The 21,807-nt window shown below is 74.0% G+C and carries 18 protein-coding genes; 3 read left to right on the top strand and 15 right to left on the bottom strand.

Features of this window, described 5'->3' with window-relative positions; all coding sequences use genetic code 11:
• Positions 1–107: 107 nt before the first annotated feature.
• Entirely contained in the window at positions 108–2,096 is a 1,989-nt protein-coding gene (locus tag J1G43_RS12745; protein ID WP_207378570.1) for a M13 family metallopeptidase, read from the bottom strand.
• 62 nt (positions 2,097–2,158) lie between these two features.
• On the opposite strand from J1G43_RS12745, the gene J1G43_RS12740 reads away from it, so the two are divergent.
• Positions 2,159–2,611 (top strand): ribose-5-phosphate isomerase, encoded by a 453-nt coding sequence (locus J1G43_RS12740; protein WP_207340614.1) that lies wholly within the window; start codon positions 2,159–2,161, stop codon positions 2,609–2,611.
• 7 nt (positions 2,612–2,618) lie between these two features.
• Here the strand turns inward: J1G43_RS12740 and J1G43_RS12735 are convergent, their stop codons facing one another.
• From J1G43_RS12735 to J1G43_RS12705, 7 genes are all read right to left on the bottom strand, one after another.
• Positions 2,619–3,860, bottom strand: coding sequence for a GNAT family N-acetyltransferase (locus tag J1G43_RS12735; RefSeq protein WP_207378569.1), 1,242 nt, complete (start codon positions 3,858–3,860; stop codon positions 2,619–2,621).
• A 25-nt stretch (positions 3,861–3,885) separates the two neighbouring features.
• Complete coding sequence (locus J1G43_RS12730) at positions 3,886–4,851, bottom strand: ATP-binding cassette domain-containing protein (RefSeq protein WP_207378568.1); 966 nt, start codon at positions 4,849–4,851, stop codon at positions 3,886–3,888.
• Positions 4,851–5,801, bottom strand: a complete 951-nt coding sequence (locus J1G43_RS12725; protein WP_207340611.1) for an ABC transporter ATP-binding protein — start codon at positions 5,799–5,801, stop codon at positions 4,851–4,853. The genes J1G43_RS12730 and J1G43_RS12725 overlap by 1 nt, the downstream gene beginning before the upstream one ends.
• Before the next feature lies 1 nt (position 5,802).
• Positions 5,803–6,750, bottom strand: coding sequence for an ABC transporter permease (locus J1G43_RS12720; RefSeq protein ID WP_207378567.1), 948 nt, complete (start codon positions 6,748–6,750; stop codon positions 5,803–5,805).
• Positions 6,747–7,742 (bottom strand): ABC transporter permease, encoded by a 996-nt coding sequence (locus J1G43_RS12715; RefSeq protein WP_307859582.1) that lies wholly within the window; start codon positions 7,740–7,742, stop codon positions 6,747–6,749. Before J1G43_RS12715 ends, J1G43_RS12720 begins: the two co-directional genes overlap by 4 nt.
• Positions 7,743–7,831: 89 nt before the next feature.
• Positions 7,832–9,586 (bottom strand): ABC transporter substrate-binding protein, encoded by a 1,755-nt coding sequence (locus J1G43_RS12710; protein ID WP_207378566.1) that lies wholly within the window; start codon positions 9,584–9,586, stop codon positions 7,832–7,834.
• A gap of 162 nt (positions 9,587–9,748) precedes the next feature.
• Positions 9,749–10,996: a GNAT family N-acetyltransferase gene (locus J1G43_RS12705; RefSeq protein ID WP_207378565.1), complete on the bottom strand. Its 1,248-nt coding sequence runs from the start codon at positions 10,994–10,996 to the stop codon at positions 9,749–9,751.
• Between the two features lie 110 nt (positions 10,997–11,106).
• Between J1G43_RS12705 and J1G43_RS12700 the strand changes: the two genes are divergently transcribed.
• Positions 11,107–12,174: a PP2C family protein-serine/threonine phosphatase gene (locus J1G43_RS12700; RefSeq protein ID WP_307859581.1), complete on the top strand. Its 1,068-nt coding sequence runs from the start codon at positions 11,107–11,109 to the stop codon at positions 12,172–12,174.
• 1 nt (position 12,175) lies between these two features.
• On the top strand, positions 12,176–12,595 hold the full coding sequence (locus J1G43_RS12695; RefSeq protein WP_307859580.1) for an MGMT family protein: 420 nt from the start codon (positions 12,176–12,178) through the stop codon (positions 12,593–12,595).
• 21 nt (positions 12,596–12,616) lie between these two features.
• Here J1G43_RS12695 and J1G43_RS12690 read toward each other — a convergent pair whose 3' ends face one another.
• From J1G43_RS12690 to J1G43_RS12660, 7 genes are all read right to left on the bottom strand, one after another.
• Positions 12,617–13,102: a CoA-binding protein gene (locus J1G43_RS12690; RefSeq protein WP_207378563.1), complete on the bottom strand. Its 486-nt coding sequence runs from the start codon at positions 13,100–13,102 to the stop codon at positions 12,617–12,619.
• The gene (locus J1G43_RS12685; RefSeq protein ID WP_207800463.1) at positions 13,099–14,448 is read right to left on the bottom strand and encodes an O-acetylhomoserine aminocarboxypropyltransferase/cysteine synthase family protein; all 1,350 of its coding nucleotides are present in this window, start codon (positions 14,446–14,448) and stop codon (positions 13,099–13,101) included. Before J1G43_RS12685 ends, J1G43_RS12690 begins: the two co-directional genes overlap by 4 nt.
• 16 nt (positions 14,449–14,464) lie before the next feature.
• Positions 14,465–16,498: an acetate--CoA ligase gene (acs, locus tag J1G43_RS12680; protein WP_207378562.1), complete on the bottom strand. Its 2,034-nt coding sequence runs from the start codon at positions 16,496–16,498 to the stop codon at positions 14,465–14,467.
• Positions 16,495–17,274 carry an ABC transporter permease gene (locus J1G43_RS12675; protein WP_207340808.1) on the bottom strand — a complete coding sequence of 260 codons (780 nt, stop codon included), beginning with the start codon at positions 17,272–17,274 and terminating at the stop codon, positions 16,495–16,497. The genes acs and J1G43_RS12675 overlap by 4 nt, the downstream gene beginning before the upstream one ends.
• 333 nt (positions 17,275–17,607) lie before the next feature.
• Positions 17,608–18,654, bottom strand: a complete 1,047-nt coding sequence (locus J1G43_RS12670) for an aliphatic sulfonate ABC transporter substrate-binding protein (protein ID WP_207340603.1) — start codon at positions 18,652–18,654, stop codon at positions 17,608–17,610.
• Between the two features lie 81 nt (positions 18,655–18,735).
• The gene (locus tag J1G43_RS12665; protein WP_207378561.1) at positions 18,736–19,569 is read right to left on the bottom strand and encodes an ABC transporter ATP-binding protein; all 834 of its coding nucleotides are present in this window, start codon (positions 19,567–19,569) and stop codon (positions 18,736–18,738) included.
• A 348-nt stretch (positions 19,570–19,917) separates the two neighbouring features.
• Positions 19,918–21,801, bottom strand: a complete 1,884-nt coding sequence (locus J1G43_RS12660; protein ID WP_207378560.1) for an acyltransferase family protein — start codon at positions 21,799–21,801, stop codon at positions 19,918–19,920.
• Positions 21,802–21,807: the final 6 nt, after the last annotated feature.

The following is a 21,807-nucleotide window of genomic DNA, read 5'->3' as shown; positions in this document are numbered from 1 at the left end:
GGGGCGGCGCCCCCGCCCGCGCGGGGGGGGGGGGGGGGGGCGGGGGGGGCGGGGGGGGGGGGGGGGGGGGGGGGGGGGGGGGGCCCCCGGCCCCCCACGCCTGCGGGTCACCAGATCCGGACGCGGCTCTCGGGGTCCAGCCACAGCGCGTCGGACGGCTGCACGTCGAACGCCGTGTAGAACTCGTCGATGTTGCGCACCACGCCGTTGCACCGGAACTCGTCCGGTGCGTGCGGGTCCACCGCGAGGCGGCGGATGATCTCCTCGTCGCGGCCCTTGGTCCGCCACGAGTGGGCCCAGCCGATGAACAGGCGCTGCAGGCCCGTGAACCCGTCGATCACGGGTGCCTGCTCCACCGGCCGCCCGAGCGCGATGCCGTAGGCACGCACCGCGATCGCCAGGCCGCCGAGGTCGCCGATGTTCTCGCCGATCGTCAGCTCGCCGTTGACCTTGTGGCTGCCGTGGAGCTGGCGCGGGGAGTACTGCGCGTACTGGTCGACCAAGGACTTGGTGCGGCGCTCGAACTCCGCGCGGTCGTCGGCGGTCCACCAGTCCAGCAGCCGGCCGTCGCCGTCGTACTTCGAGCCCTGGTCGTCGAACCCGTGACCGATCTCGTGGCCGATGATCGCGCCGATGCCGCCGTAGTTGACGGCGTCGTCCGCGTCGGCGTCGAAGAACGGGGGCTGCAGGATCGCGGCGGGGAAGACGATCTCGTTCATGCCCGGGTTGTAGTACGCGTTGACGGTCTGCGGCGTCATGAACCACTCGTCACGGTCGATGGGCCGGCCGATCTTGTGCAGCTCGCGGTCCAGCTCGAACGCGTGCGAGCGGCGCACGTTGCCGACCAGGTCGTCCGCGCGCACGACGAGCGCGGAGTAGTCCCGCCACCGCGCGGGGTAGCCGATCTTCGGCGTGAAGCGGTCGAGCTTGTCGAGCGCGCGCTGCCGCGTCTCCTCACCCATCCACTCCAGCGAGGTGATCGACTCGCGGTACGCCTCGACGAGGTGGGCGACCAGCGTGTCCATGCGGTCCTTGTGCGACGGCGGGAAGTGCCGCTCGACGTACACCTTGCCGACCGCCTCGCCGAGCGCGCCCTGCACCAGGGAGACGCCGCGCTTCCAGCGCTCGCGCACCTCCGGCGCACCCGAGAGCGTGCGGCCGTAGAAGTCGAAGTTGGCCTCGACGACCTCGTCGGTGAGGTACGGCGCACGGGACGAGACCACGTGGTACGTGGCCCACGCCTGCCAGTCCGCGAGGGGGACCTCGGTCCACAGCGCGGCCAGGCCCTCGGCGAAGGACGGCTCGCGGACCACGAGCCGGTCCAGCGCACCCGCGGGTGCGCCCAGCGCGTCGGCCCACGCGCGCCAGTCGAAGCCGGGGGCGCGCGCCGCGAGCTCCTCGAGCGTCAGGGCGTTGTAGGTGAGCTCGGCGTCACGGTCCTTCACCACGTCCCAGTGGTGCGCGGCGAGCCGGGTCTCGAGGGCCACGACGCGCGCCGCCAGGTCGTCCGGGTCGCCCGCGGCGACCACGGCGGAGACGGGCGCCGCGAGCCGCAGCATGCGCGCGACGTGGGGCAGGTACTTCTCGCGCACGGCCGCGTGCTGCTCCTCGCGGTAGTACGCCTCGTCGGGGAGCCCCAGGCCGCCCTGCACGAGGTGCACGACGTACGTGTCGGGGTCCTTCGCGTCGTTGTCGACGTACAGGTCGACCACCGAGGCGCCGCCGGTGCGCTGCAGCGTGCCCAGCGCGACGGTGAGCTCGGCGCTCCCGGTCGCGCCGTCGACGAGCGCGAGGTCCTCCCGCAGCGGCTCGACGCCCGCCGCCTGCACGGCGTCCGCGTCCATGAAGCTCGAGTACAGGGCGCCGATCTTCGCCTCGACGCCGGTCGTGTCGCCCGCACCGGCGGCCGCGTCGGTGATGATGTCGAGCACCTGACGCTCGGCCTCGTCGTACAGGGCCCGGAAGGGGCCGTCCATCGCGCGGTCGGGCGGGATCACGTGGGCCGCGGCCCACCGGCCGTTCACGTACTCGTCGAGGTCGTCCTGGGGTCGGACGGCCGGGTCGAGGTCGTCCAGGGGGAGTCCGCTGCGCGTCATGCGGGACAGCCTACGAACTCCCGGTGACGTCAGGGGGTGCCACGCTGCGGCAGGATGAGCACATGCGCATCCACGTCGCCGCCGACCATGCCGGGTACGAGCTGAAGGTCGCGCTCGTCGAGCATCTGCGGGCCGCCGACCACGAGGTCGTCGACCACGGGGCCTTCGAGTACGACGCCCAGGACGACTACCCGTCGTTCTGCTTCGCCGCGGGGGAGGCCGTCGTGGCCGACCCGGGGTCCCTGGGTGTCGTCATCGGGGGCTCGGGCAACGGTGAGCAGATCGCCGCCAACAAGGTGACCGGGGTGCGGGCCGCGCTCGCCTGGAACGCGGACACCGCACGCCTGGGACGTCAGCACAACGACGCCAACGTCGTGGCGATCGGCGCCCGGCAGCACTCCGTCGACGAGGCGATCGAGCTCGTCGACCTGTTCGTCGCCGAGCCGTTCAGCGGCGACCCGCGCCACCAGCGCCGGATCGACCAGCTCGCGGACTACGAGGCCGCGCGCGGCTGACCGCCGGTCAGAACAGCCACGGGCACACGGGGGCGAGCGGCGAGCCGAACGCCACCGCGAGGCGGTCGACGGCGTCCGCCGGGCCGTCGAGGAGACCCGCGGTCGCCAGGGCGGCCGCCGAGCGTCCGCCCAGGAGCATCGCGCCCAGCTCCCGCACGTCGAGCCGCACGTCGGGCTCGGCGTCGGTCCGGGTCACCTCGGCGGCACCGTCCGCGTCGGTGACGAGCCGCCAGCGCCCGGCGTTGCGGGGCAGGAACGCGTCGCCCACGTCCAGCACGACGTCGAGCCGCGCGGCGTAGCGCCGGGCGCCCAGCGCGGCCGGCAGGTCGAGCACCCGGACCCAGAGGTTGTCGGTCACCCGCCGCCGTCCCGGCCGCGGGTCGACGAGCAGCTGCAGCAGCGGGTCGTCGACGGGCAGGGCGGGCGTCGTGACGCTCGCGGTGAGGTCGAGGTCGAGCAGCACCGACCAGAGCCGGTGGGTCGCCGCAGGGTCCAGCGCGGAGGCCTGCCGGACCTGCACGGTGAACCGCGGACCGGTCTCGTCCGCCTCCTCGCGCCGCGCCAGCAGCGCCAGGGCGCGCACGTCGTCGCCGCGTCGCACGGTCGCCAGCAGCAGCGGCTCCGCACCGCCGCGTGCCGCGGGACGGTCCGCGAGGACACGGTCGCGCAGCGCGCGCGGCGTCCTCGCGATCCAGCCGGGGCGACCGGCCCCGGCGCGCACGTGCACGTCCTCGACGAGGTCCGCGTGCGTCGCGGCGTCGAACCGCTCGACCTGGACCGCCAGGCCCGACGATCCCTCGACGGGCCGCAGCGCCGCCCCGCGCGGCAGGGTCAGCCGGACCTCGTCGCAGGCGCTGCCGTAGCCGAACCGCCCGTAGATCGCCGCCTCGGCCGCGAACAGCGCGGAGACCGGCTCGCCGCGCGCGAGCGACCGCTCGGCGTGCGCGCGCAGCATCGACGTCATGAGGCCCCGGCGTCGGTGGTCGGGCCGCACGCCCACCCACGTCAGCCCGGCGCAGCGCACGGCCCCGCCGGGCAGGGGCAGCCGGAAGGGGTACGACCCGTGCGTGGCGACCAGCTGCCCGTCGGGTGCCTCGACGGCCACCGCCCGCTCGGGCGGGACCGCGAACGGCAGGCTGTCGTCGAGCAGCGGGTCGCCGACCATGGGGAAGGTCAGGGCCGCGGCGCGGCGGTACTCGTCGAGGCGTGCGGCCGGGACGACGAGGGTGCGGTACCCGGGTGCGGTCATCGCGACATCCTGCCCCCGGTGGCGCTCACCCCGCCATGGTCGCGCCCACCCCGGGGCAGGTGGCGTCGGCCGCGTCCCGGAAGCACCCGACGAGGTGGCCCGGCGCGACCTCCGCGAGCCCGAGGTCCGGCGCGTCGGCGCCGACCTGCTCGTGGTACAGGCAGCGGTCGCCGAGCGCGGCCGCGCGGCGCTCCTCGTCCGCCTCCACGTCCTCCCACCGGCGGTCGAGCTGCGGCACGGAGGCCAGCAGCGTGCGCGTGTACGGGTGCCTCGGGTCGGCGAACACGGCCGCCGTCGCCCCGCGCTCGACGACGCGGCCCTGGTGCAGGATGACGACCTTGTCGCTGACGTAGCTGCCCAGCGAGAGGTCGTGCGTGACGAACAGGATGCCCAGGCCGCGGTCCTTGAGGTCGCCGAGCAGGTTGAGCACGTCGATGCGCGTCGAGGCGTCGAGCATCGAGATGATCTCGTCGGCGACGAGCAGACGCAGGTCGAGCAGCAGCGCGCGGGCGATGAGCAGACGCTGGAGCTGGCCGCCCGAGAGCTGGTGCGGGAACTTGCCCAGCACCTCGGCGGGCACGAGGCCCACGGAGTGCACGGCGTCGTGGACGCGCTCGTCCCACTCGCGGCCCGCGACCTGCGGGAAGTACGAGCGGCGCAGCGTGTCGAACGTGCGGTCGACCTTGAAGATCGGGTTGTACGACGAGAACGGGTCCTGGAAGACGCCCTGCGCGTGGCGGTAGTAGTCCCGCAGGCCACGGTGACGCAGCGAGACCACGTCGGTGCCGTCGAACCTGATCGACCCCGACGTGGCGTTCGCCAGCCGCAGCACCATCCGGCCGATCGTGGACTTGCCGGACCCGGACTCCCCGATGAGGGAGACGACCTCGCCCGGGCGGACGTCGAACGAGACGCCCCGCACGGCGTGCACCGTGCCGCCGCCGAACGTGCCGACCCGGTAGACCTTGTGGACGTCGACGAGCTCGAGCATCACGCCACCGCCCAGCACGCGACCTGGTGGCCGGGGGCCACCTCGAGGAACGGGGGCTGCTCCTCGCACCTCGCCATCGCCAGCGGGCACCGGTCACGGAACCGGCACCCGGCCGGTGGGTCCAGCAGCGACGGCGGCCGCCCGACGATCCCGGTCAGCCGCCGGTCGTCGTAGCGCTCGCCGACCTTCGGCAGCGCGCCGACGAGCATCTTCGTGTACGGGTGCAGGGGCTGGTCGATCACGGTGGTCGCCGACGCCTTCTCCGCCAGGCGGCCGGCGTACATCACGAGGATCGTGTCGGCCATCTGGTAGAGCACCGAGATGTCGTGCGTCACCACGACGACCGACCGGACGAACTCCCGGTCGCGGAACTCCACCAGCGCGCGGGCCACCGCCTTCTGGCTGGTCACGTCCAGCGCGGAGGTCACCTCGTCGCCGATGAGCAGCGACGGGTCGAGCAGGGTCGCCAGGACGAGCACGACGCGCTGCTTCATGCCGCCGGACAGCTCGATGGGGTAGCGGCCCAGGATCGCCTCGTCGAGCCCGACGAGGCGCAGCCGGCGCTCCAGCTCGGGCCGCACGTCCTCGTACGCCACGCCCTTGGCGGTGACCAGCTCGCGGATCATCCGCCCGATCTTGCGCGTCGGGTTCATCGCCGACATCGCGTACTGGGGGATCAGCGAGACCTTCCGGTACCGGTAGGGGTTCATCGCACGGTCGTCGGCGATCGGCAGCTTCTCGCCGTCCAGGCTCACCGTGCCCCGCACGTGCTTCATCCGGGTCTCGAGCCGGATCAGCGCCTTGCCGAGCGTCGTCTTGCCGCAGCCCGACTCGCCGGCCACGCCCATGATCTCGCCGTCCGCGATCTCGAACGTGACGCCGTCGAGGGCCTGCACGTCGCCGCGCGTCGTGCGGTAGTGCACCGCCAGGTCGTCCACCCGCAGGCTCATGTCACATCTCCCTCAGCTTGGGGTTGAACACCTCGTCGAGCCCGACGTTCATCACGTACAGCGCCCCGACCAGCAGGGTGATCCCCAGGCCGGGCGGGACGAACCACCACCACATGCCCAGGTGCAGGGCGCTCCACTGGACGGCCTGGTTCATCATCAGACCGAGCGACACGGCGTTCGTGGGGCCCAGGCCGATGAAGTCCAGCGACGCGGCCGTGAGGATGGCGCCGCCGAACAGCAGCACGAACGTCATGAACAGGTACGAGTACATGTTCGGTGCGACCTCGCGCACGATGATCGTGCGCGTCGGGACGCCGGACAGCCGCGCGAGGTCGACGAACTCCCGGGCCCGCAGGGAGAACGTCTGCGCGCGCACGGCGCGGGCCACCCACGGCCAGCTGAACAGGCCGATGTAGAGCGCCTGCATGGGCACGCTGCGCACCCCGAGGTACGTGTTGATGACGATGAGGACCACGAATCCCGGGATGACGAGCACGACGTTCGTCAGCATGTTGAGCAGCTCGTCGACCCAGCCGCCGCGGAAGCCCGCGACGAACCCGATCGTCATGCCGATGACGCCGGCGACCACGCTGCCGAGGATCCCGACGAGGAACGTGCTGCGCAGCCCGGCGACGAACTGCACCCACACGTCCTGGCCGAACATCGTGGTGCCGAACCAGAACTCCCCGGACGGCGGCTGCATGGTCGGGCCGGCGTAGTCGTTGGGCCCGTGGTCGGCGAACAGCGGGCCCACGAGCCCGAGCAGCGCGAGGCCGACGATGACCACGGCCGCCCCGACGACCTTCGGGTTGCGCAGCGCGAAGTACAGGGCCTCGTTGCGGCGTCCGGGCAGTCGCCGGGGACCGGCGTCCGGGACGTCGAGGGCGGCACCCGCGTCGGGTGCGTCGTCCGCCACGGTGGTGGCGGGTCCGGGGCTGGGCACGGTCATGCGGAGGCTCCCTGCAGTCCGGTCCGCGTGCGCGGGTCGACGACGACGTACACGAGGTCGATGACGAAGTTCGCCACCAGCACCCCGACGACCACGAACAGCAGGGCGCCCTGCAGCAGGAAGTAGTCGGCGTTCTGGACGGCCTGCAGGATCAGGTACCCCAGGCCCGGGTAGGCGAAGACGACCTCGGTGACCAGCGCCCCGCCGATGACGGTGCCGAGCTGCAGGGCCAGGCCGGTGATCTGCGGCAGGAGCCCGTTGCGGAAGGCGTACCGCCGGATCAGGCGCTGCGGTGCCCCGAGGGCCGCGAGGTAGTTCGCGTAGTCCGACTCCAGCTCGTAGATGATGAGGTTCCGCATCCCGATGGCCCACCCGCCCAGCGAGACGAGGAAGAGGGACAGGAACGGCAGGAACCAGTGGTGCAGGACGTCGAGCACGAACGACATCGACATCGTGGGGCGCCTGCCGAAGTCGTAGCCCCCGGCCACGGGGAACCACCCGGCGACGACGCCGAGGCCCCACACCAGGAGGATCGCGAGCCACATGTACGGCGTCGCGGTCAGCAGGTACGACGCGGGCAGCACGGTGTTGTCGAGCGCCTTGCGCCGCGCGGCGGCCGCGCCCATCCAGTTGCCGACGACCCAGCTGAGCAGGATCGCCGGGAGCATGAGCCCGAGGGTGTAGGGCACCGCCCGGAGGATGACGTCCTCGACGGGGGACGGGAAGAGCCAGATGCTCACGCCGAGGTCGCCCCGCAGCAGCGAGCCCCAGTAGTTGAGGTACTGCTGCCACACCGGCATGTCGAGCCCGAACAGGCGCTCGTAGTACTCGACCATCGGGCCGATCGACTCGGGGTGCTGCACGCCGGCGCGGGAGATCATCCGCTGCACCGGGTCACCGGGCATGAGGCGCGGGATCAGCCAGTTCAGCGTGACCGCGACGAAGAAGGTCAGGACGTAGATGGTGCCCTTGCGGGCGAGGTAGGTGCGCACGGCGGTCCCAGGGGGCTCGGAGCGGGCGGGGACGTCGGCCCTGCCCCCGGACGCGCGCCGTCGCGCACCCGGGGGCAGGACCGTGCGTGTCAGCCGGCCGGCTGCAGCGCCGCCAGGGTGCGCAGGCCACCCATCTGCCAGAAGCCGCCCCAGGTGCTGGGGTAGGCGGTGGAGTCACCGCCGTCGGTGGGCCAGTTCCCCCACGTCGACGTGTTGTACTGCGCCCACAGGCCGTTGTACCAGAGCGGGATCATCGGCATCTGCGTCAGGGACATCTCCTGCAGCTCGCCCATGATCCGTGCGTACTCCGGGCTGTCGCTCGCCGTGCGGGAGAGCTGCTCGACGAGCGCCCACGCGCCCGCGTCGGGCACCCGGCCGAAGTTGCCGACCAGCTGCAGGTCACGCACCGGCTGGTGGAACAGGTAGTTGTAGTAGGTCCACGGCGTGTTGCTCAGACCGGCCCAGTTGTTGATGAGCAGGTCGAAGTCCCCGCTGGAGCGGGCGTCGTCCACGGCCCCGGAGTCGGGGAAGTCGGCCGTGACGTCGATGCCGGCGGCCTGCAGGTCCTCGGCGATGACGCGCGCCGACTCCATCCAGTCGGTCCAGCCGGCGGGGACGATGAGGTCGAGCTCGATCTTCTCGCCCTCGGGCGTCTCGACGAACCCGTCACCGTCGGTGTCCTCGTACCCGGCGGCCGCGAGGATCGAGGCGGCCTCGTCCGCGTCGTACTCGAAGCCGTGCTCGTCGACGACGGCCTTGTCGTAGAGGGAGGAGTACGCGGGCAGCAGGCCCGTGGGGTGCGCCTTCTGGACGATGCCGCCGTACGCGTTGGCGACGATCTTGTCGACGTCGATCGCGAAGGCCATGGCGCGGCGGAACTCGGCGTCGTCCATGGGGGCGCGCGTGGCGTTGGGCACGAGCACGGCCGTGTTGGCCGAGAGCATGTACGGCGCCTCGTCGAAGTACGTGCCGAGCTTGTCGCTGTCGGCGAGCGTCTGCACGCCCGGCAGGAAGTTGTTGCTCAGGTCCAGCCCGCCCTGCAGCAGCAGGCCGAGGGCGACCTCGTTCGACGGGTTGACGATGTCCACGACGTACGTCATCGGGAACTCCAGGCCGAGCGCCTCGGTGCCCCACCAGTCGTCGTTGCGCTCCCACACCATCCGGTCCTGGCCGTGGGTCGAGTACCGGAACGCCCCGGAGCCGATCGGGTCCTCGTTCGCGTTGGAGTTGTAGTCGGTCTCCGCCCACGTCGACACGATGTGCTGGGGCAGCACCGAGCTCGTGTAGAGGAAGTTGTCCCACTCCTGGTACCGCGGGTCGGAGAACTCGAAGGTGACCGTCGTGGCGTCCGTGGCGGTGGCGCTCGACAGCCACGTCCACAGGTTGTTCCAGCGCACGTCCGGGACCTTGCCCAGCTCGACGGTGAAGACGACGTCCTCGGCGTCGAGGACCTCGCCGTCCTGCCACGTCAGGCCGTCGCGCAGCGTGAGGACGTACGTGTCGGCGTCGGTCCACTCACCGCGCTCGGCGAGCCACGGCTCGAGCTCGAGGGTCGCGGGGTCGAACGAGAACAGCGGCTCGTAGAGCAGGCCGCGCACGCCGGTGGCCTCGCCCGACTGGGGGATGGGGTTCCAGCTCGACGGGGGCCCCCACTGCGCGCCGCTGGTGAAGACGGTCTCCTCGCGGGGGTACTCCGAGACCAGCGACTGCGCCTCGGCGAGCCCCTCGACGTCCGGGGTCTCCTGCGGGGCGTCGATCGGGTCGCCCGAGCACGCGGCGAGGGTCAGGGCGGCGGCGGTGGTGACGGCGACGGCCAGTGGCCATCGTCTGCGGGGAAGGTTCATCGTCGATCCCTTCGAGCTGTGTGGACGTCGTCGTGCACACGGCGACCACCTCGTCGGGAGGGATGCAGGCCGACCAGTCGTAACTTTAGTTAATGAACTAAGTACGACAAGGGCCCGATGCCGGTTGTGACCGATCCGTGACCGGCTCCCGTTCTGCCCGGATCAGAAGTTCCAGGGGCACACCGGCGCTCGCGGCGACAGGAACGCCGTGGTCAGTGTCCCGAGCGCGGCGGCCTCGCCCGTCACCAGCCCGGCGTCGCCCAGCGCGGCGGCCGAGCGGCCCCCGAGGTACAGGGCGCCCAGCTCGCGGACGTCCAGCCGCACGTCGGCGTCGGCCGTGGTGCGCGCGACGTCGACGGAACCCGCGTGGTCGGCGACGACCCGCCACCGCCCGGCGTTCTGCGGCAGCAGGTCGTCCGTCACGTCCAGCACCACGTCCAGCGGGGCCGCGTACCGTCGCGCGGTCAGCGCCGCGGGCACGTCCAGCAGCCGCACCCACAGGTTGTCGGCGAGGCGGCGCCGCGCCGGGCGGGGGTCCACGAGCAGGTGGAGCAGCGGGTCGTCGACGGGCAGCACCGGCGTCTCGACCCGGGTGGTGAGGTCGAGGTCGAGCAGGAAGGTCCACAGGCGGTGGGTCGCGGCGGCGTCCAGCGCGGCGGCGAGCCGGACCTGCACCGTGTAGTCGGGTCCTGCGTCGCCCCACGCCTCCTTGCGCGCCAGCAGGGCCAGGCCGCGGACCTCCCGGCCGTCACGCACCGTGGCGAGCAGCAGGGGCTCGAACCCGTGGCGCCAGGCCGGCGGGTCGGCCACGGCCCGCACCCGCAGCGGGGCCGCGCCGCGCGGCATCCAGCCGGGTCGTCCGGCGCCGGCGCGCCGTCCCAGGTCCTCGACGAGGTCGGCGTGGCGGTCCGGGTCGACGCGCTCCAGGTGGACGGTCAGCGCGTCGCTGCCGGGCACCGGGCGCAGGGCCGCCCCGCGGGGCAGCGTGAGCCGGACGTCGTCGGCGGCGCTGCCGTAGCCGAACCGGCCGTAGATCGCAGCCTCCGCCGCGAAGAGCGCCGACACGGGCTCCCCACGTCCCAGCGACCGCTCCAGGTGGGTGGCGATCATCGCGCGCAGCAGCCCGCGACGGCGCTGGTCGGGCCGCACCGCGACCCAGGTCAGGCCGGCGCAGGGCACGGTGCCGCCGGGCACGGGCATCGCGAACTCGTAGGACCCGTGCACCGCGGCGAACGTGCCGTCCGGCGCCTCGACCGCCATCATCCGGTCCTGCGGGATCGGGAACGGCAGCGACGCCTCGGTCTCCGGGTCGGGGACCGAGGCGAACGCGAGCTGGTCGGTGGTGCGGAACTCGGCGAGCCGGTCGGCGGGCACGGCGACGGTGCGGTATCCGGGAGGCAAGGCGCTCATGGGGGTCATCCTGGTGCTCGGTCACGGTGGGTGCACGGCCTTTGTCTCCCGGCACGACGCACGGGCGCCCCTGCCCGAGGCCACGCGGGCGCCCGCCTAGGCTCGACCCCGTGACGACACCGCGCCCGGCACCGAGCGGCTGGGTGTGGCGCGTCCTGGCCGGGTGGGCGGGCGGCCCGCAGCCGCTCGTGGGCGGCGCGCTGTGCCTCGCCGCCGTCCTGTACGCCGCGGCCGTGCTGTGGCGCCCGGCGTGGTTCGCGCCCTCCGGGCTGCTCCTGCTGCTGCTCGTCGGCGCCTTCGTGCTGCGCTGGCGGGCGCTGCTCGTGCTGGTCGCGTCCGTGGTGCTGCTCACGGCCGCCCTCACGGCGGGAGGGTCGGTCGACCCGGGGCAGGTCGTCGTGCTCGTGCTGGGGTGCGGTGCGGTGGTCACGTTCGGCGTCGAGCGCGAGCGGCTCGGCCTGCAGGGGGCGCCCGGCGCCCTCATGCTCGTCGACCTGCGGGACCGGCTGAGCGCGGGCGGACGACTGCCCGCCCTGCCCGGACGGTGGCAGGCCGACGCCGAGGTGCGCTCCGCCCACGGTGCCGCGTTCTCCGGCGACTTCGTCGTCGCCCACCGCAGCGGCGGCTCGTACGAGGTGGTGCTCGTCGACGTGTCGGGCAAGGGCCAGGCCGCCGGCGTCCGGGCGCTGCAGCTGCAGGGTGCGCTCGGAGGGCTCCTGGGGGCGCTGCCGGCCGACGAGTTCCTGCCGGCCGCGAACCGGTACCTGCTGGAGCAGGGCTGGGACGAGGGGTTCGCCACGGCCGTCCACCTGGCGCTCGACCTGAGCACGGGCCGCTTCCGCGTCGCGAGCGCGGGGCACCCGCCGCCCGCCGTGCTGCACGCGGGGTCCGGACGGATCGACGTGCTCGACGCGGCGGGCGGAGTCGCGCTGGGCATCCTGGAGGACATGCGCCCCGGGACGGTGACCGGCGTCCTGGCTCCGGGCGACGTCGTCGTCCTCTACACCGACGGGCTCATCGAGGCGCCCGGTCGCGACGTCGACCAGGGCATCGACCGGCTGCTCGGCGTGGTCGAGGCCGTGGTCGCCGCCCGGCCCGGCAGCGCGCACGAGGTGCTGGCCGGCGTGCGCGCGGCGGAGGACGACGACCGCGCCGTCGTGGTCGTGCGGCGGAGCTGACGTGGCAGGTCCGGTGGTGCCCGGTGGACGACCGGACGACGGCGGCAGGACGGGCCCCGGGAGGGTCGGCCGCCCCGGGCAGGACGTCGGGGGCGCCGAGGAGGACTACGTCGAGGAGGTCCGCCGGCTCGTCGCGGCCGTCCCGCCGGGCCGCGTGATGACGTACGGGCTGATCGCCGAGGTCCTCGCGGACCGCGCGAGCGCCGCGGGTCGGCCCGCGCGCGGCGGCCCGCGCCAGGTCGGGCGGGCCATGGCGACCGGGGGAGCCGTCCCGTGGTGGCGCGTCGTGACGGCCGCCGGTGACCCGCCCGCGCACCACCGGGACCGCGCGCTGGCGCACCTGCGTGCGGAGGGCGCGCCCCTGACGGCCGACGGGCGGCGCGTGCGGGTGCGTCAGGCCGTGTGGTTCCCCGACGACTGACGCCCCACCCGTCCGGCGTCCTCAGCCGAGCGCGCGCCGCGAGGAGATGACGCCGGTGTCGAACCCGGCCAGGTGCAGACCGCCGTGGAACCGGGCGTGCTCGATCTTCACGCAGCGGTCCATGACGACGTCGAGCCCGGCCTCCTCGCCCCGCCGGGCGACGTCCTCGTGCCAGGACCCCAGCTGCAGCCAGAGGGTCCTCGCACCCACCGCGAGGGTCTCGTCGAGGACCGTCGGCAGGTCGTCGTGCCGACGGAACACGTCGACGAGGTCCGGGACGACGGGCAGCGCGTCCAGCGACGGGTACACCGGCTGGCCCAGGATCTCGTCGGCGCGGGGGTTGACGAAGTACACGTCGTACGGCGAGCTGGACAGCAGGTACGTCGCGACGAAGTACGACGCGCGGGCCGGGTTGCTCGACGCCCCCACGATCGCGATCGAGCGCGTGGCGCGCAGGATCGACAGCCGCTCGGGGGCGCTGGGGCCCTGCCAGGTGCGTGCGCTCATCGGGCGTCCTCCCGTGTCGTGCCGGTGGCGGCGGTCAGCGCCTGGTCCAGGTCCCACAGGATGTCCTCGGCGTCCTCGATGCCGACGCTGATGCGCACGAGGTCCTCCGGCACGCCGGCGGCCTCGAGCTGCGCTGCGGACAGCTGCTGGTGCGTCGTCGACCCGGGGTGGATCACCAGGGTGCGGGCGTCGCCGACGTTCGCCAGGTGGCTGGCGAGCTGCAGCGACTCGATGAACCGGCGTCCCACCTCGCGGCCCGCGACGTCGCCCGCGGGGGCGAGCCGGAACGCGAACACCGATCCCGGGCCCAGCGGCAGGTACCGCTGCGCGCGCTCGTGGTGCGGGTGCGAGGGCAGCCCGGCCCACAGCACCGAGGTGATGCGGGGGTCGGTCTCGAGCCACGTCGCGACCTCGCGCGCGTTGGCCAGGTGGGCGTCGATGCGCTGCGGCAGCGTCTCGACACCCTGCAGCAGGTTGAACGCCGACTGCGGCGACAGGGCCGGGCCGATGTCGCGCAGCTGCTCCGAGCGCAGCTTGGTGAGGAACCCGTACTCGCCGAAGTTCTCCCACCAGCGCACGCCGCCGTACGACGCGACGGGCTCGGTCATGGTCGGGAACCGGCCGTTGCCCCAGTCGAAGCGCCCGGACTCCACGATCACGCCGCCGAGGGTGGTGCCGTGCCCGCCGAGGAACTTGGTCGCGGAGTGGATGACGATGTCCGCGCCGTGCTCGAGGGGTCGCACGAGGTACGGCGTCGACAGCGTGGAGTCCACGACGAGCGGCACACCCGCGGCGTGCGCGACCTCGGCCAGCCCGGCGAGGTCCGCGATCTCGCCCGACGGGTTGGCGATCACCTCCGTGTAGACGGCCTTCGTCTCCGGGCGGATCGCGGCGGCGTAGTCCGCCGGGTCGGTGCCCGGCACGAACGTCGTCTCGACGCCGAACCGCCGCAGCGTCACGTCGAGCTGCGTCACGGTGCCGCCGTAGAGCTGCGCCGAGGCGACGATGTGGTCGCCCGCGCCCGCCAGGGCCGCGAAGACGAGGAACTCGGCGGCCATGCCGGACGCGGTCGCGACCGCGCCGATGCCGCCCTCGAGCGACGCGATGCGCTCCTCGAACGCGGCGACCGTGGGGTTGCCGATGCGGGAGTAGATGTTGCCGTACTTCTGCAGCGCGAAGAGGTTCGCGGCGTCCGTGGTGTCGTCGAAGACGAACGACGTCGTCTGGTAGATCGGCACGGCGCGCGCACCGGTGGTGGCGTCGGGGATGCCGCCGGCGTGCAGGGCGCGGGTGCGGAAGCCGAAGCGGTGCTCGCTCACGGTGCTCCTGTTCTGGGGGTGGGTCATCAGGTCGGCCGGCCGGTCAGCGGGGGAGACCGGCGGTGACGAGCGTGCCGACCTGGTCGACCGCCCACGGGTTCTGCAGGGACGTCGTGTCGCCGAGGGTGGTGCCCTCGACGAGCTGGGTGAGCAGCCTGCGCATGATCTTGCCCGAGCGCGTCTTGGGGACCTCGGGGACGACCAGCACGTGGCGCGGCCTGGCCACCGGGCCGATCTCGCGCGCCACGTGCGCGCGCAGCTCCTCACGCAGCGTGAGCGTCGCGGCCAGCCACGCGTCGACGTCCTCGACCGGGCCCGGCGGGGTGCTCGGCACGACGAACGCCGCGATGGCCTGCCCGGTGACGGGGTCGGCGACCCCGGCCACACCGGCCTCGCCGACCGCGGGGTGCGCGACCAGCGCGGACTCGACCTCGATGGTCGACAGCCGGTGCCCGGAGACGTTGATGACGTCGTCGATCCGGCCGAGCAGCCAGACGAACCGGTCCTCGTCGTACGACGCGCCGTCGCCTGCCAGGAAGTACCCGCCGTGCGGGCCGTGCCCGGCGAACCGCCGCCAGTAGGCGTCGAGGTACCGCTGCGGGTCGCGCCACACCGTGCGCGCCATGCCGGGCCAGGGGCGCTCGACGACCAGGAACCCGCCCTGGCCGGGTGCGACCTCGACACCGTCCTCCCCGACGACCTTCGCGGCGATCCCCGGCAGCGGCCGCGTGGCCGAGCCGGGCTTGAGCGTCGTGACGCCGGGGACGGGCGCGATCATCGCGGCGCCCGTCTCGGACTGCCACCACGTGTCGACGACCGGTGCCTCGTCCCGGCCGAACGTGCGGCGGAACCACACCCACGCCTCGGGGTTGATCGCCTCGCCGACCGTCCCGAGCAGGCGGATGCTCGACAGGTCGTGCCCGGGCGGGAGGTCGTCCCCGAACCACGTCATGAACGTCCGGATGAGCGTCGGGGCCGTGTAGTACGTGGTGACGCCGTACCGCTCGATGACCTCGAGGTGGCGCTCGCGGTGCGGGGTGTCCGGGGTGCCCTCGTAGATGACCTGCGTGAGCCCGTTCGCCAGCGGCCCGTAGATCTCGTACGTGTGCGCCGTGACCCAGGCGAGGTCGGCGGTGCACCAGTGCACGTCGTCGTCCTGGGCGTCGAAGACCGCCCAGTGCGACCACGCGGCGTGCGTGAGGTACCCGCCCGACGTGTGCACCAGTCCCTTGGGCCTGCCCGTGGTGCCCGAGGTGTAGATGACGAACAGCGGGTGCTCGGCGTCGAACGCGTGGGCCTCGTGCACGTCGGGCTGGCGGTCGACGACGTCGTGCCACCAGACGTCGCGCCCGTCGGTCCACGCGACGTCCTGGCCGGTGCGGCGCACGACGAGCACGTGCTCGACGTGGCCGAGCCCGGCGACGGCCTCGTCGGCCGCGGACTTCACCTCGACGGCCGCACCGCGGCGGAACTGCCCGTCGCTGGTGACCAGCACCTTCGCCTCGGTGTCCTGCACGCGGAACCGCACGGCCTCGGCGGAGAACCCGCCGAAGACGAGTGAGTGCACCGCGCCGATGCGCGCGATCGCGAGCGTGACGGCGACCGTCTCGGCGATGACCGGCAGGTACACGACGACGCGGTCGCCCGGGCCCACCCCGAGCTCGGTGAGCGCGTGCGCGGCCTGCGCGACCTCGCGCTGGAGCTGCGCGTACGTGATCGAGCGGCGGTCGCCGCGCTCGCCCTCGACGTGCAGCGCGACCTTGTCGCCACGGCCGGCCGCGACGTGCCGGTCGACGCAGTTGACGGCGACGTTGAGGCGTCCGCCGACGAACCAGCGGGCCTCGGGGACCGTGAGCTCGTCGGGCTCACCGCCCTCGACGGGGACCGGCGGCGACCAGGTGTGAGCGGTGTGCCAGGGCGTGGCCCACTCCAGGCGGCGCGCGGCCTCCTCCCAGAACGCGACGGGGTCGGCCTCGGCGCGTGCCCAGTCCTCGGGGCGGACGTTCGACGACGCGGCGAGGTGCGCGGGCGCGGGGTAGGTGCGCGTCTCGGTCTGCAGCGCGGTCAGGGTGGTCATGCGAACCTCCGCAGCAGCTGCTTCTCGGCCAGGGCGACGACCGAGTCGGTCAGCTTGCCCATGAGCGCCAGCAGGACGATCGCGAGCAGGATCCGGTCGACCCGCCCGTTGTTCTGCGAGTCGGTGAGCAGGAAGCCCAGCCCCATCGACGACGCGATGAGCTCGGCGGCGACGAGGAACAGCCACGCCTGGGCCAGGGCCAGGCGCAGCCCGGACATGACCGCCGGCAGGACCGCCGGCAGCTGGACCGAGCGGAAGAGCGTCACACCGCGCAGACCGAAGGCGCGCCCGGCCTCGACCAGCTGGGGGTCGACGTGCCGCAGGGCGGCCGCCACGGTCGTGTAGATCGGGAAGAAGGCACCGATCGCGATGAGCGTGACCTTGGAGTCCTCGCCGATCTTCATCCACAGGATGAGCAGCGGGACCCACGCCAGCGAGGGGACCGCGCGGATCGCCGCGAGCGTCGGGGCGAGCAGGACGTCCCCCGCCCGCGACAGCCCCACGACGGCCGCGACGACGAGCGCCACGCCGCCGCCGAGCGCGAACCCGACCAGCACGCGCTGGACGGAGATGGCGACGTGCGTCGCCAGGTCGCCGCGCCCCGCGAGGTCCACGGCGGCAGCCCACACCGACGCGGGGCTGGGCAGCTGGTACGGGGCGACGAGCCCTGCCGTCGTGACGTACTGCCACGCGGCGAGCAGCAGGAGCGGCAGGACGGCGCCGCCGACGACCCGCGTCGCGCGACGTGACCAGAACGGCACCCGCGCGTGGCGCACCGGGTCTGCCGGCGAGGCGTCGCCGGGTGTGGCGGCGGCGGCGTCGCCGCCCGCGGGGAGGTCGTCGCGGGGGTGCGCGTCCGCCGGCGCGTCGAGGACCGGTGCGGGGGTCGGCGGCTCGTCCGCGGGTCGCGCGTCGGGGTCGCGGGCCGGGTCGTCGCCGTCGTCGAACGGGTTGAGCGCACGGTGCGGTCGGCCCGCGTGGTCGGTCACGGGGCCCGTGCCGGTGCCGCCGATCCATCCGTCGGTCATGAGGTGTGGCTCCTGGGGGGAGGAGGAGTGGTGCGGGGGTTGCGGCGCCCGTCCGGCGGACCGGACGGGCGCCGCGTGCGGTCAGCCCGCGACGTTCCCGGCGTCGGCCTTCTCGGCGAACGTCGGCTCGAACAGCTCGTCCAGCGCGGTGTCGATCGTGGCCTGGTCGGCCACGTCACCGGACTCGACGAAGATCGGTCCGACGACCTCGAGGACCTCGCGCTGCGCGTCGCCGGGGACCGGGTCGACGCCGAGGTTGGTGCGCTCGACGATGACCTTCTCCGCGACCGTCGGGTCGATGCCCGCGACCTCGGCGAGGATCGCGACGACCTCGTCGGGGTTCTCCTGCGCCCACGCGCGCGCCTTCTCGTACGCGTCGACGACGACCTGCGCGAGGTCCGGGCTGGCGTCGAGGAAGTCCTGCGTGGCGTTGAGGAAGCCGTAGGTGTTGAAGTCGATGTTGCGGTAGATCAGCTGCGTGCCGGACTCGGCCTCGCTCGCGGCCATGATCGGGTCGAGGCCGGACCACGCGGCGACCGAGCCCTGCTCGAGGGCGGTGCGCCCGTCGGCGTGCTGCAGGTTCTGCACCTCGACCTGGTCGAGCGGGACGCCCGCCTCCTCCAGCGACTGCAGCAGGAAGAAGTAGGGGTCGGTGCCCTTGGTCGCGGCCACGGACTTCCCGGCGAGGTCCGCCACGGACGTGACGTCGGACCCCTCCGGCACGACGATCGCCGCCCACTCGGGCTGGGAGTAGATCGCGATCGTGCGGATCGGCGAGCCGTTGGAGCGTGCCAGCAGCGCGGCGGAACCGGCGGTGGAGCCCACGTCGACCGCACCGGCGCGCAGCGCCTCGTTGGCCTTGTTCGAGCCGGCGGACTGCACCCAGTTGACGGTGACGTCGTCGCCCAGGGTCTCCTCGAGCCAGCCCTGGTCCTTGATGACCAGGCTCAGCGGGTTGTACGTGGCGAAGTCGACGTCGAGGGTGTCGGCGCTCCAGGCGGCCTCGTCGCCGGCGGCGGACGGGGCGGCGGCCTGCGGTTCGGCGTCCTCACCGGCGACGCAGCCGGTCATCGCCAGGGCGGTCACGAGGGCCAGCGCGGTGGCGGAGACGGCGGTGCGGATGCTCATCGTCGGTTCTCTCATCTCGGTGGGTGGGCCGTGGCCCGGGGGCCGGCGCCGGGCGGCGCCGGGGCAGGGAGGTGGGGACGGTCAGATCGAGTGGTGCAGGTCGGGGTCGAGCGGCGGTGCGTGGTGGGTCGCGACCCCCAGCCCTTCGAGCAGCTCGGCCCGCAGCTCGGCGAGCTGGTGGTCGGCCCGGTCGCGCGGTCGCCGCCCGGGGACGTCGATCACGCGGGCCACCGACGGGGTGCCCGCAGGGCAGCGGGCGAGGTTGCGCATCAGCAGGACGCGGTCGGCGAGGTACAGCGCCTCCTCGACGTCGTGCGTGACGAGCAGGACGGTGGTCGGCTCGGCGGCGTGCACGTCGAGCAGCAGGTCCTGCATGCGCAGGCGGGTGAGGGCGTCGAGCGCGCCGAACGGCTCGTCGAGCAGCAGGACGCCGGGGTTGCGGGCCAGCGCCCGGGCCAGCGACGTGCGCTGCGCCATGCCGCCGGACGCCTGCCGCGGCCGCAGGTCGGCCGACTCCTCGAGGCCCACGAGTCGCAGGAGCTCGGCGACGCGCTCGCGGCCCGCGGGCTTCGGCGTGCCGCGCGGCAGGCCGAGCGCCACGTTGGCGGTCAGGCTGCGCCACGGCAGCAGGCGCGGCTCCTGGAAGGCCACGGCGGTGCGCCGGTCGACGCCGCTGACAGGGGTGCCGTCCAGCAGGAGGCGCCCGGAGTCGGGCGTGTCCAGGCCGCTGACCTGGCGCAGCAGGGTCGACTTGCCGCAGCCGGACGGGCCGACCAGGGCGACGATCTCACCGGCGCGCAGCTCGAGGTCGACCGCGTGCAGCACGGTCCGGGTGCCGGTGGGCGTCGCGAACGTGCGGCGCACGGCGTCGAGCGCGACCGTGTGGGCACGGCGCTCGGTGGTGGTGTGGCTCATGGGGGACGTCCGTGAGGTCGGGCGTGGGCGTCCGGCGGGGGCCGGCGGCCACGAGGGGGCGGGCACCGGCGGGTGACCCGGAGGCGGGTCGGTGTGCTGGGGTCAGCGGGGGCCGGTGCAGGGCTGCATGAGGCAGCACGAGCAACAGCGGCAGCACGCGGCGAGGAGGGGACGGGCGACGGTCATCGCGTCCTCCTGCGGCGTCGGGTGGTCGGGACGATCCCCGCCGATCTCACTATTCGAGACCGGATGACCACGTTTCGAGCAGACTGTAACCGCAGGGCGCCCCTGCGGGCAACGACCGACCACGGCACGGGCGCTCGCGCGCCGGTGCCGGCCGGCACCACGTCACGGACGCGGCTGGATCTCCCGGACCACCCAGTCCGCGTACCCGGTGCGGCCGTCCCCCTCGCGCAGGTGGATCCCGTCGTCGTAGAACCAGCCGGGGTTCGCGTCGCCGCCGGACTTCCAGTCCAGGACGCGGGCGTGCGGGTACTCCGGCACCACCCGCGCGAACAGCTCGTTGTCGTACTGCTCCCAGGCCCGCGGGACGCGCACGTTGACGACGAAGACCCGGTGGTCGCGCGTGCCCTCCAGCAGCCGGCGCAGGTCCTCCTCCGCCACCGGCCCGTTCGTGCCGCCGTGCACCACGACCGTGTCACCCAGGGTCCCGGCGGCGCCCGCGCCGAGCACCAGGTCGACCATCTCCCCGAACTGCCGGGACACCACGGCGTCCACCGCCACGCCTCGGGCGCCCAGCTCCGCGGCCGCGCCCAGCATCACCGAGTCGCCGAACGCGGTGACCGTCCCCACCTGCTCCGCGGGCGTCGGCTCCGGCGCGCGGTCCTGCTCCGGTGCGACGCCCGCCATCGCGCCGGGGTCCGGCGTCGGCGCAGGGGCGGACGCTGCGGGGGCCGCCACGACGGCGTCGCCCGTGGTCGCGGGGGTCCGCACCACACCGACCACGAGCGCGGTCAACGCCACCGCCGCGCTGACCGCCGCGGCACCGGTCCGCACCGCGAGCGACCGTCGTCCGGGGCCGGGCGTCCGCAGCGCCGCCACGAGCCGCCGCAGGGCGCCGCGCCGCACCGGCGTCTCCACCCAGCGGTACGACGCCTCGGCCAGCAGCAGCGTCACCCCGACGCGGACGACCGGCGACGCCCAGTCGGGCAGCGTGACGTCCTGGTCGGGGCGCGTCAGCATGAGGACGGGCCAGTGCCACAGGTAGATCCCGTAGGACCGCTCACCCAGCCAGCGCAGGGGCTGCCGGGACAGGGCCCGCCCGAGCAGGCCCGCCGGGTCGGCGGCGGCGCCCACGAGCACGACGGCCAGGGCGGAGAACGCCAGGAACCCGCCCCGGTACAGGCTCGCGGAGAACTCGTCCACCAGCACGACGCACGCGACCACGCCCACGAGCGCGGCGGCGCCCACCGCGTCGGCGATCCCGGCCTCGAACCGCCGGACCGGGTCGCCGCGCTCCGTGCGCCACGACCCCGCCCGGCGCCACGTGCGCCAGGGCTGCCACACGGTCGCCGCGGCGACGCCCAGCAGCAGTCCCATGGCGTGCGTGTCGGTGCCGACATAGGCGCGCGTGGCGTCGTGGGGGACCGGCATGCCCTGCCGGGCGGCCATCACCCCCATCGCGACGGTCGACGCCACTGCCAGGCCGGCCGCGACCTGGCCCACCCGGGCCCGCCCCGCCCGGAGCGCCAGCACCGCCGCCAGGGGCACCACCAGGTAGAACTGCGCCTCCACGGCGAGGCTCCACAGGTGCTGCAGCAGCGGCGGGCGTCCCGTGAGCTCGAAGTACGAGCGGTCGGCGACCACCTGCCACCAGTTGGAGGTGTAGGTCGCGGCCGCCAGCAGGTCGCCGCGCAGCGTCGTCAGGGCGTCGCGTGCGACGAGCCCGGCAGCGGCGACGGCCACCAGCACGACCGCCAGCGCCGGGACGAGCCGGCGCACGCGCCGCGCGAGGAACCGCCGGGTGCGGAACGTGCCGGTCGCCGCGACCTCGTCGAGGACGAGCGTCGTCATGAGGTAGCCGGACAGGACGAAGAAGACGTCGACCCCGAGGAACCCACCCGGGGCCCACGGCACGCGCAGGTGGTAGAGCAGCACCGCGACGACGGCCAGGGCGCGTACGCCGTCCAGCCCGCGCAGGTGGGGCAGCCGCGGGGCGTCGCCCGTCCCGGAGGTCGCCGGGCGCGCCGCGACCTGCTCGACGACTGTCATGCGACC

It is taken from the genome of Cellulomonas sp. zg-ZUI22, assembly GCF_017353535.1.
Classification (GTDB): Bacteria; Actinomycetota; Actinomycetes; order Actinomycetales; family Cellulomonadaceae; genus Cellulomonas; species Cellulomonas wangleii.
This window is presented reverse-complemented; position numbering and strand designations above follow the sequence as displayed.

Bases quoted from the DNA above. Each gene is read 5' to 3' on its own strand.
- J1G43_RS12730 (WP_207378568.1), bottom strand. From the start codon at position 4,851: ATGCTCGAGCTCGTCGACGTCCACAAGGTCTACCGGGTCGGCACGTTC.
- acs (WP_207378562.1), bottom strand. From the start codon at position 16,498: ATGACCACCCTGACCGCGCTGCAGACCGAGACGCGCACCTACCCCGCG.
- J1G43_RS12665 (WP_207378561.1), bottom strand. From the start codon at position 19,569: ATGAGCCACACCACCACCGAGCGCCGTGCCCACACGGTCGCGCTCGAC.
- J1G43_RS12690 (WP_207378563.1), bottom strand. From the start codon at position 13,102: ATGAGCGCACGCACCTGGCAGGGCCCCAGCGCCCCCGAGCGGCTGTCG.
- J1G43_RS12735 (WP_207378569.1), bottom strand. From the start codon at position 3,860: ATGACCGCACCCGGGTACCGCACCCTCGTCGTCCCGGCCGCACGCCTC.
- J1G43_RS12705 (WP_207378565.1), bottom strand. From the start codon at position 10,996: ATGAGCGCCTTGCCTCCCGGATACCGCACCGTCGCCGTGCCCGCCGAC.
- J1G43_RS12660 (WP_207378560.1), bottom strand. From the start codon at position 21,801: ATGACAGTCGTCGAGCAGGTCGCGGCGCGCCCGGCGACCTCCGGGACG.
- J1G43_RS12745 (WP_207378570.1), bottom strand. From the start codon at position 2,096: ATGACGCGCAGCGGACTCCCCCTGGACGACCTCGACCCGGCCGTCCGA.
- J1G43_RS12740 (WP_207340614.1), top strand. From the start codon at position 2,159: ATGCGCATCCACGTCGCCGCCGACCATGCCGGGTACGAGCTGAAGGTC.
- J1G43_RS12685 (WP_207800463.1), bottom strand. From the start codon at position 14,448: ATGACCCACCCCCAGAACAGGAGCACCGTGAGCGAGCACCGCTTCGGC.
- J1G43_RS12670 (WP_207340603.1), bottom strand. From the start codon at position 18,654: ATGAGCATCCGCACCGCCGTCTCCGCCACCGCGCTGGCCCTCGTGACC.
- J1G43_RS12720 (WP_207378567.1), bottom strand. From the start codon at position 6,750: ATGACCGTGCCCAGCCCCGGACCCGCCACCACCGTGGCGGACGACGCA.
- J1G43_RS12725 (WP_207340611.1), bottom strand. From the start codon at position 5,801: ATGAGCCTGCGGGTGGACGACCTGGCGGTGCACTACCGCACGACGCGC.
- J1G43_RS12710 (WP_207378566.1), bottom strand. From the start codon at position 9,586: ATGAACCTTCCCCGCAGACGATGGCCACTGGCCGTCGCCGTCACCACC.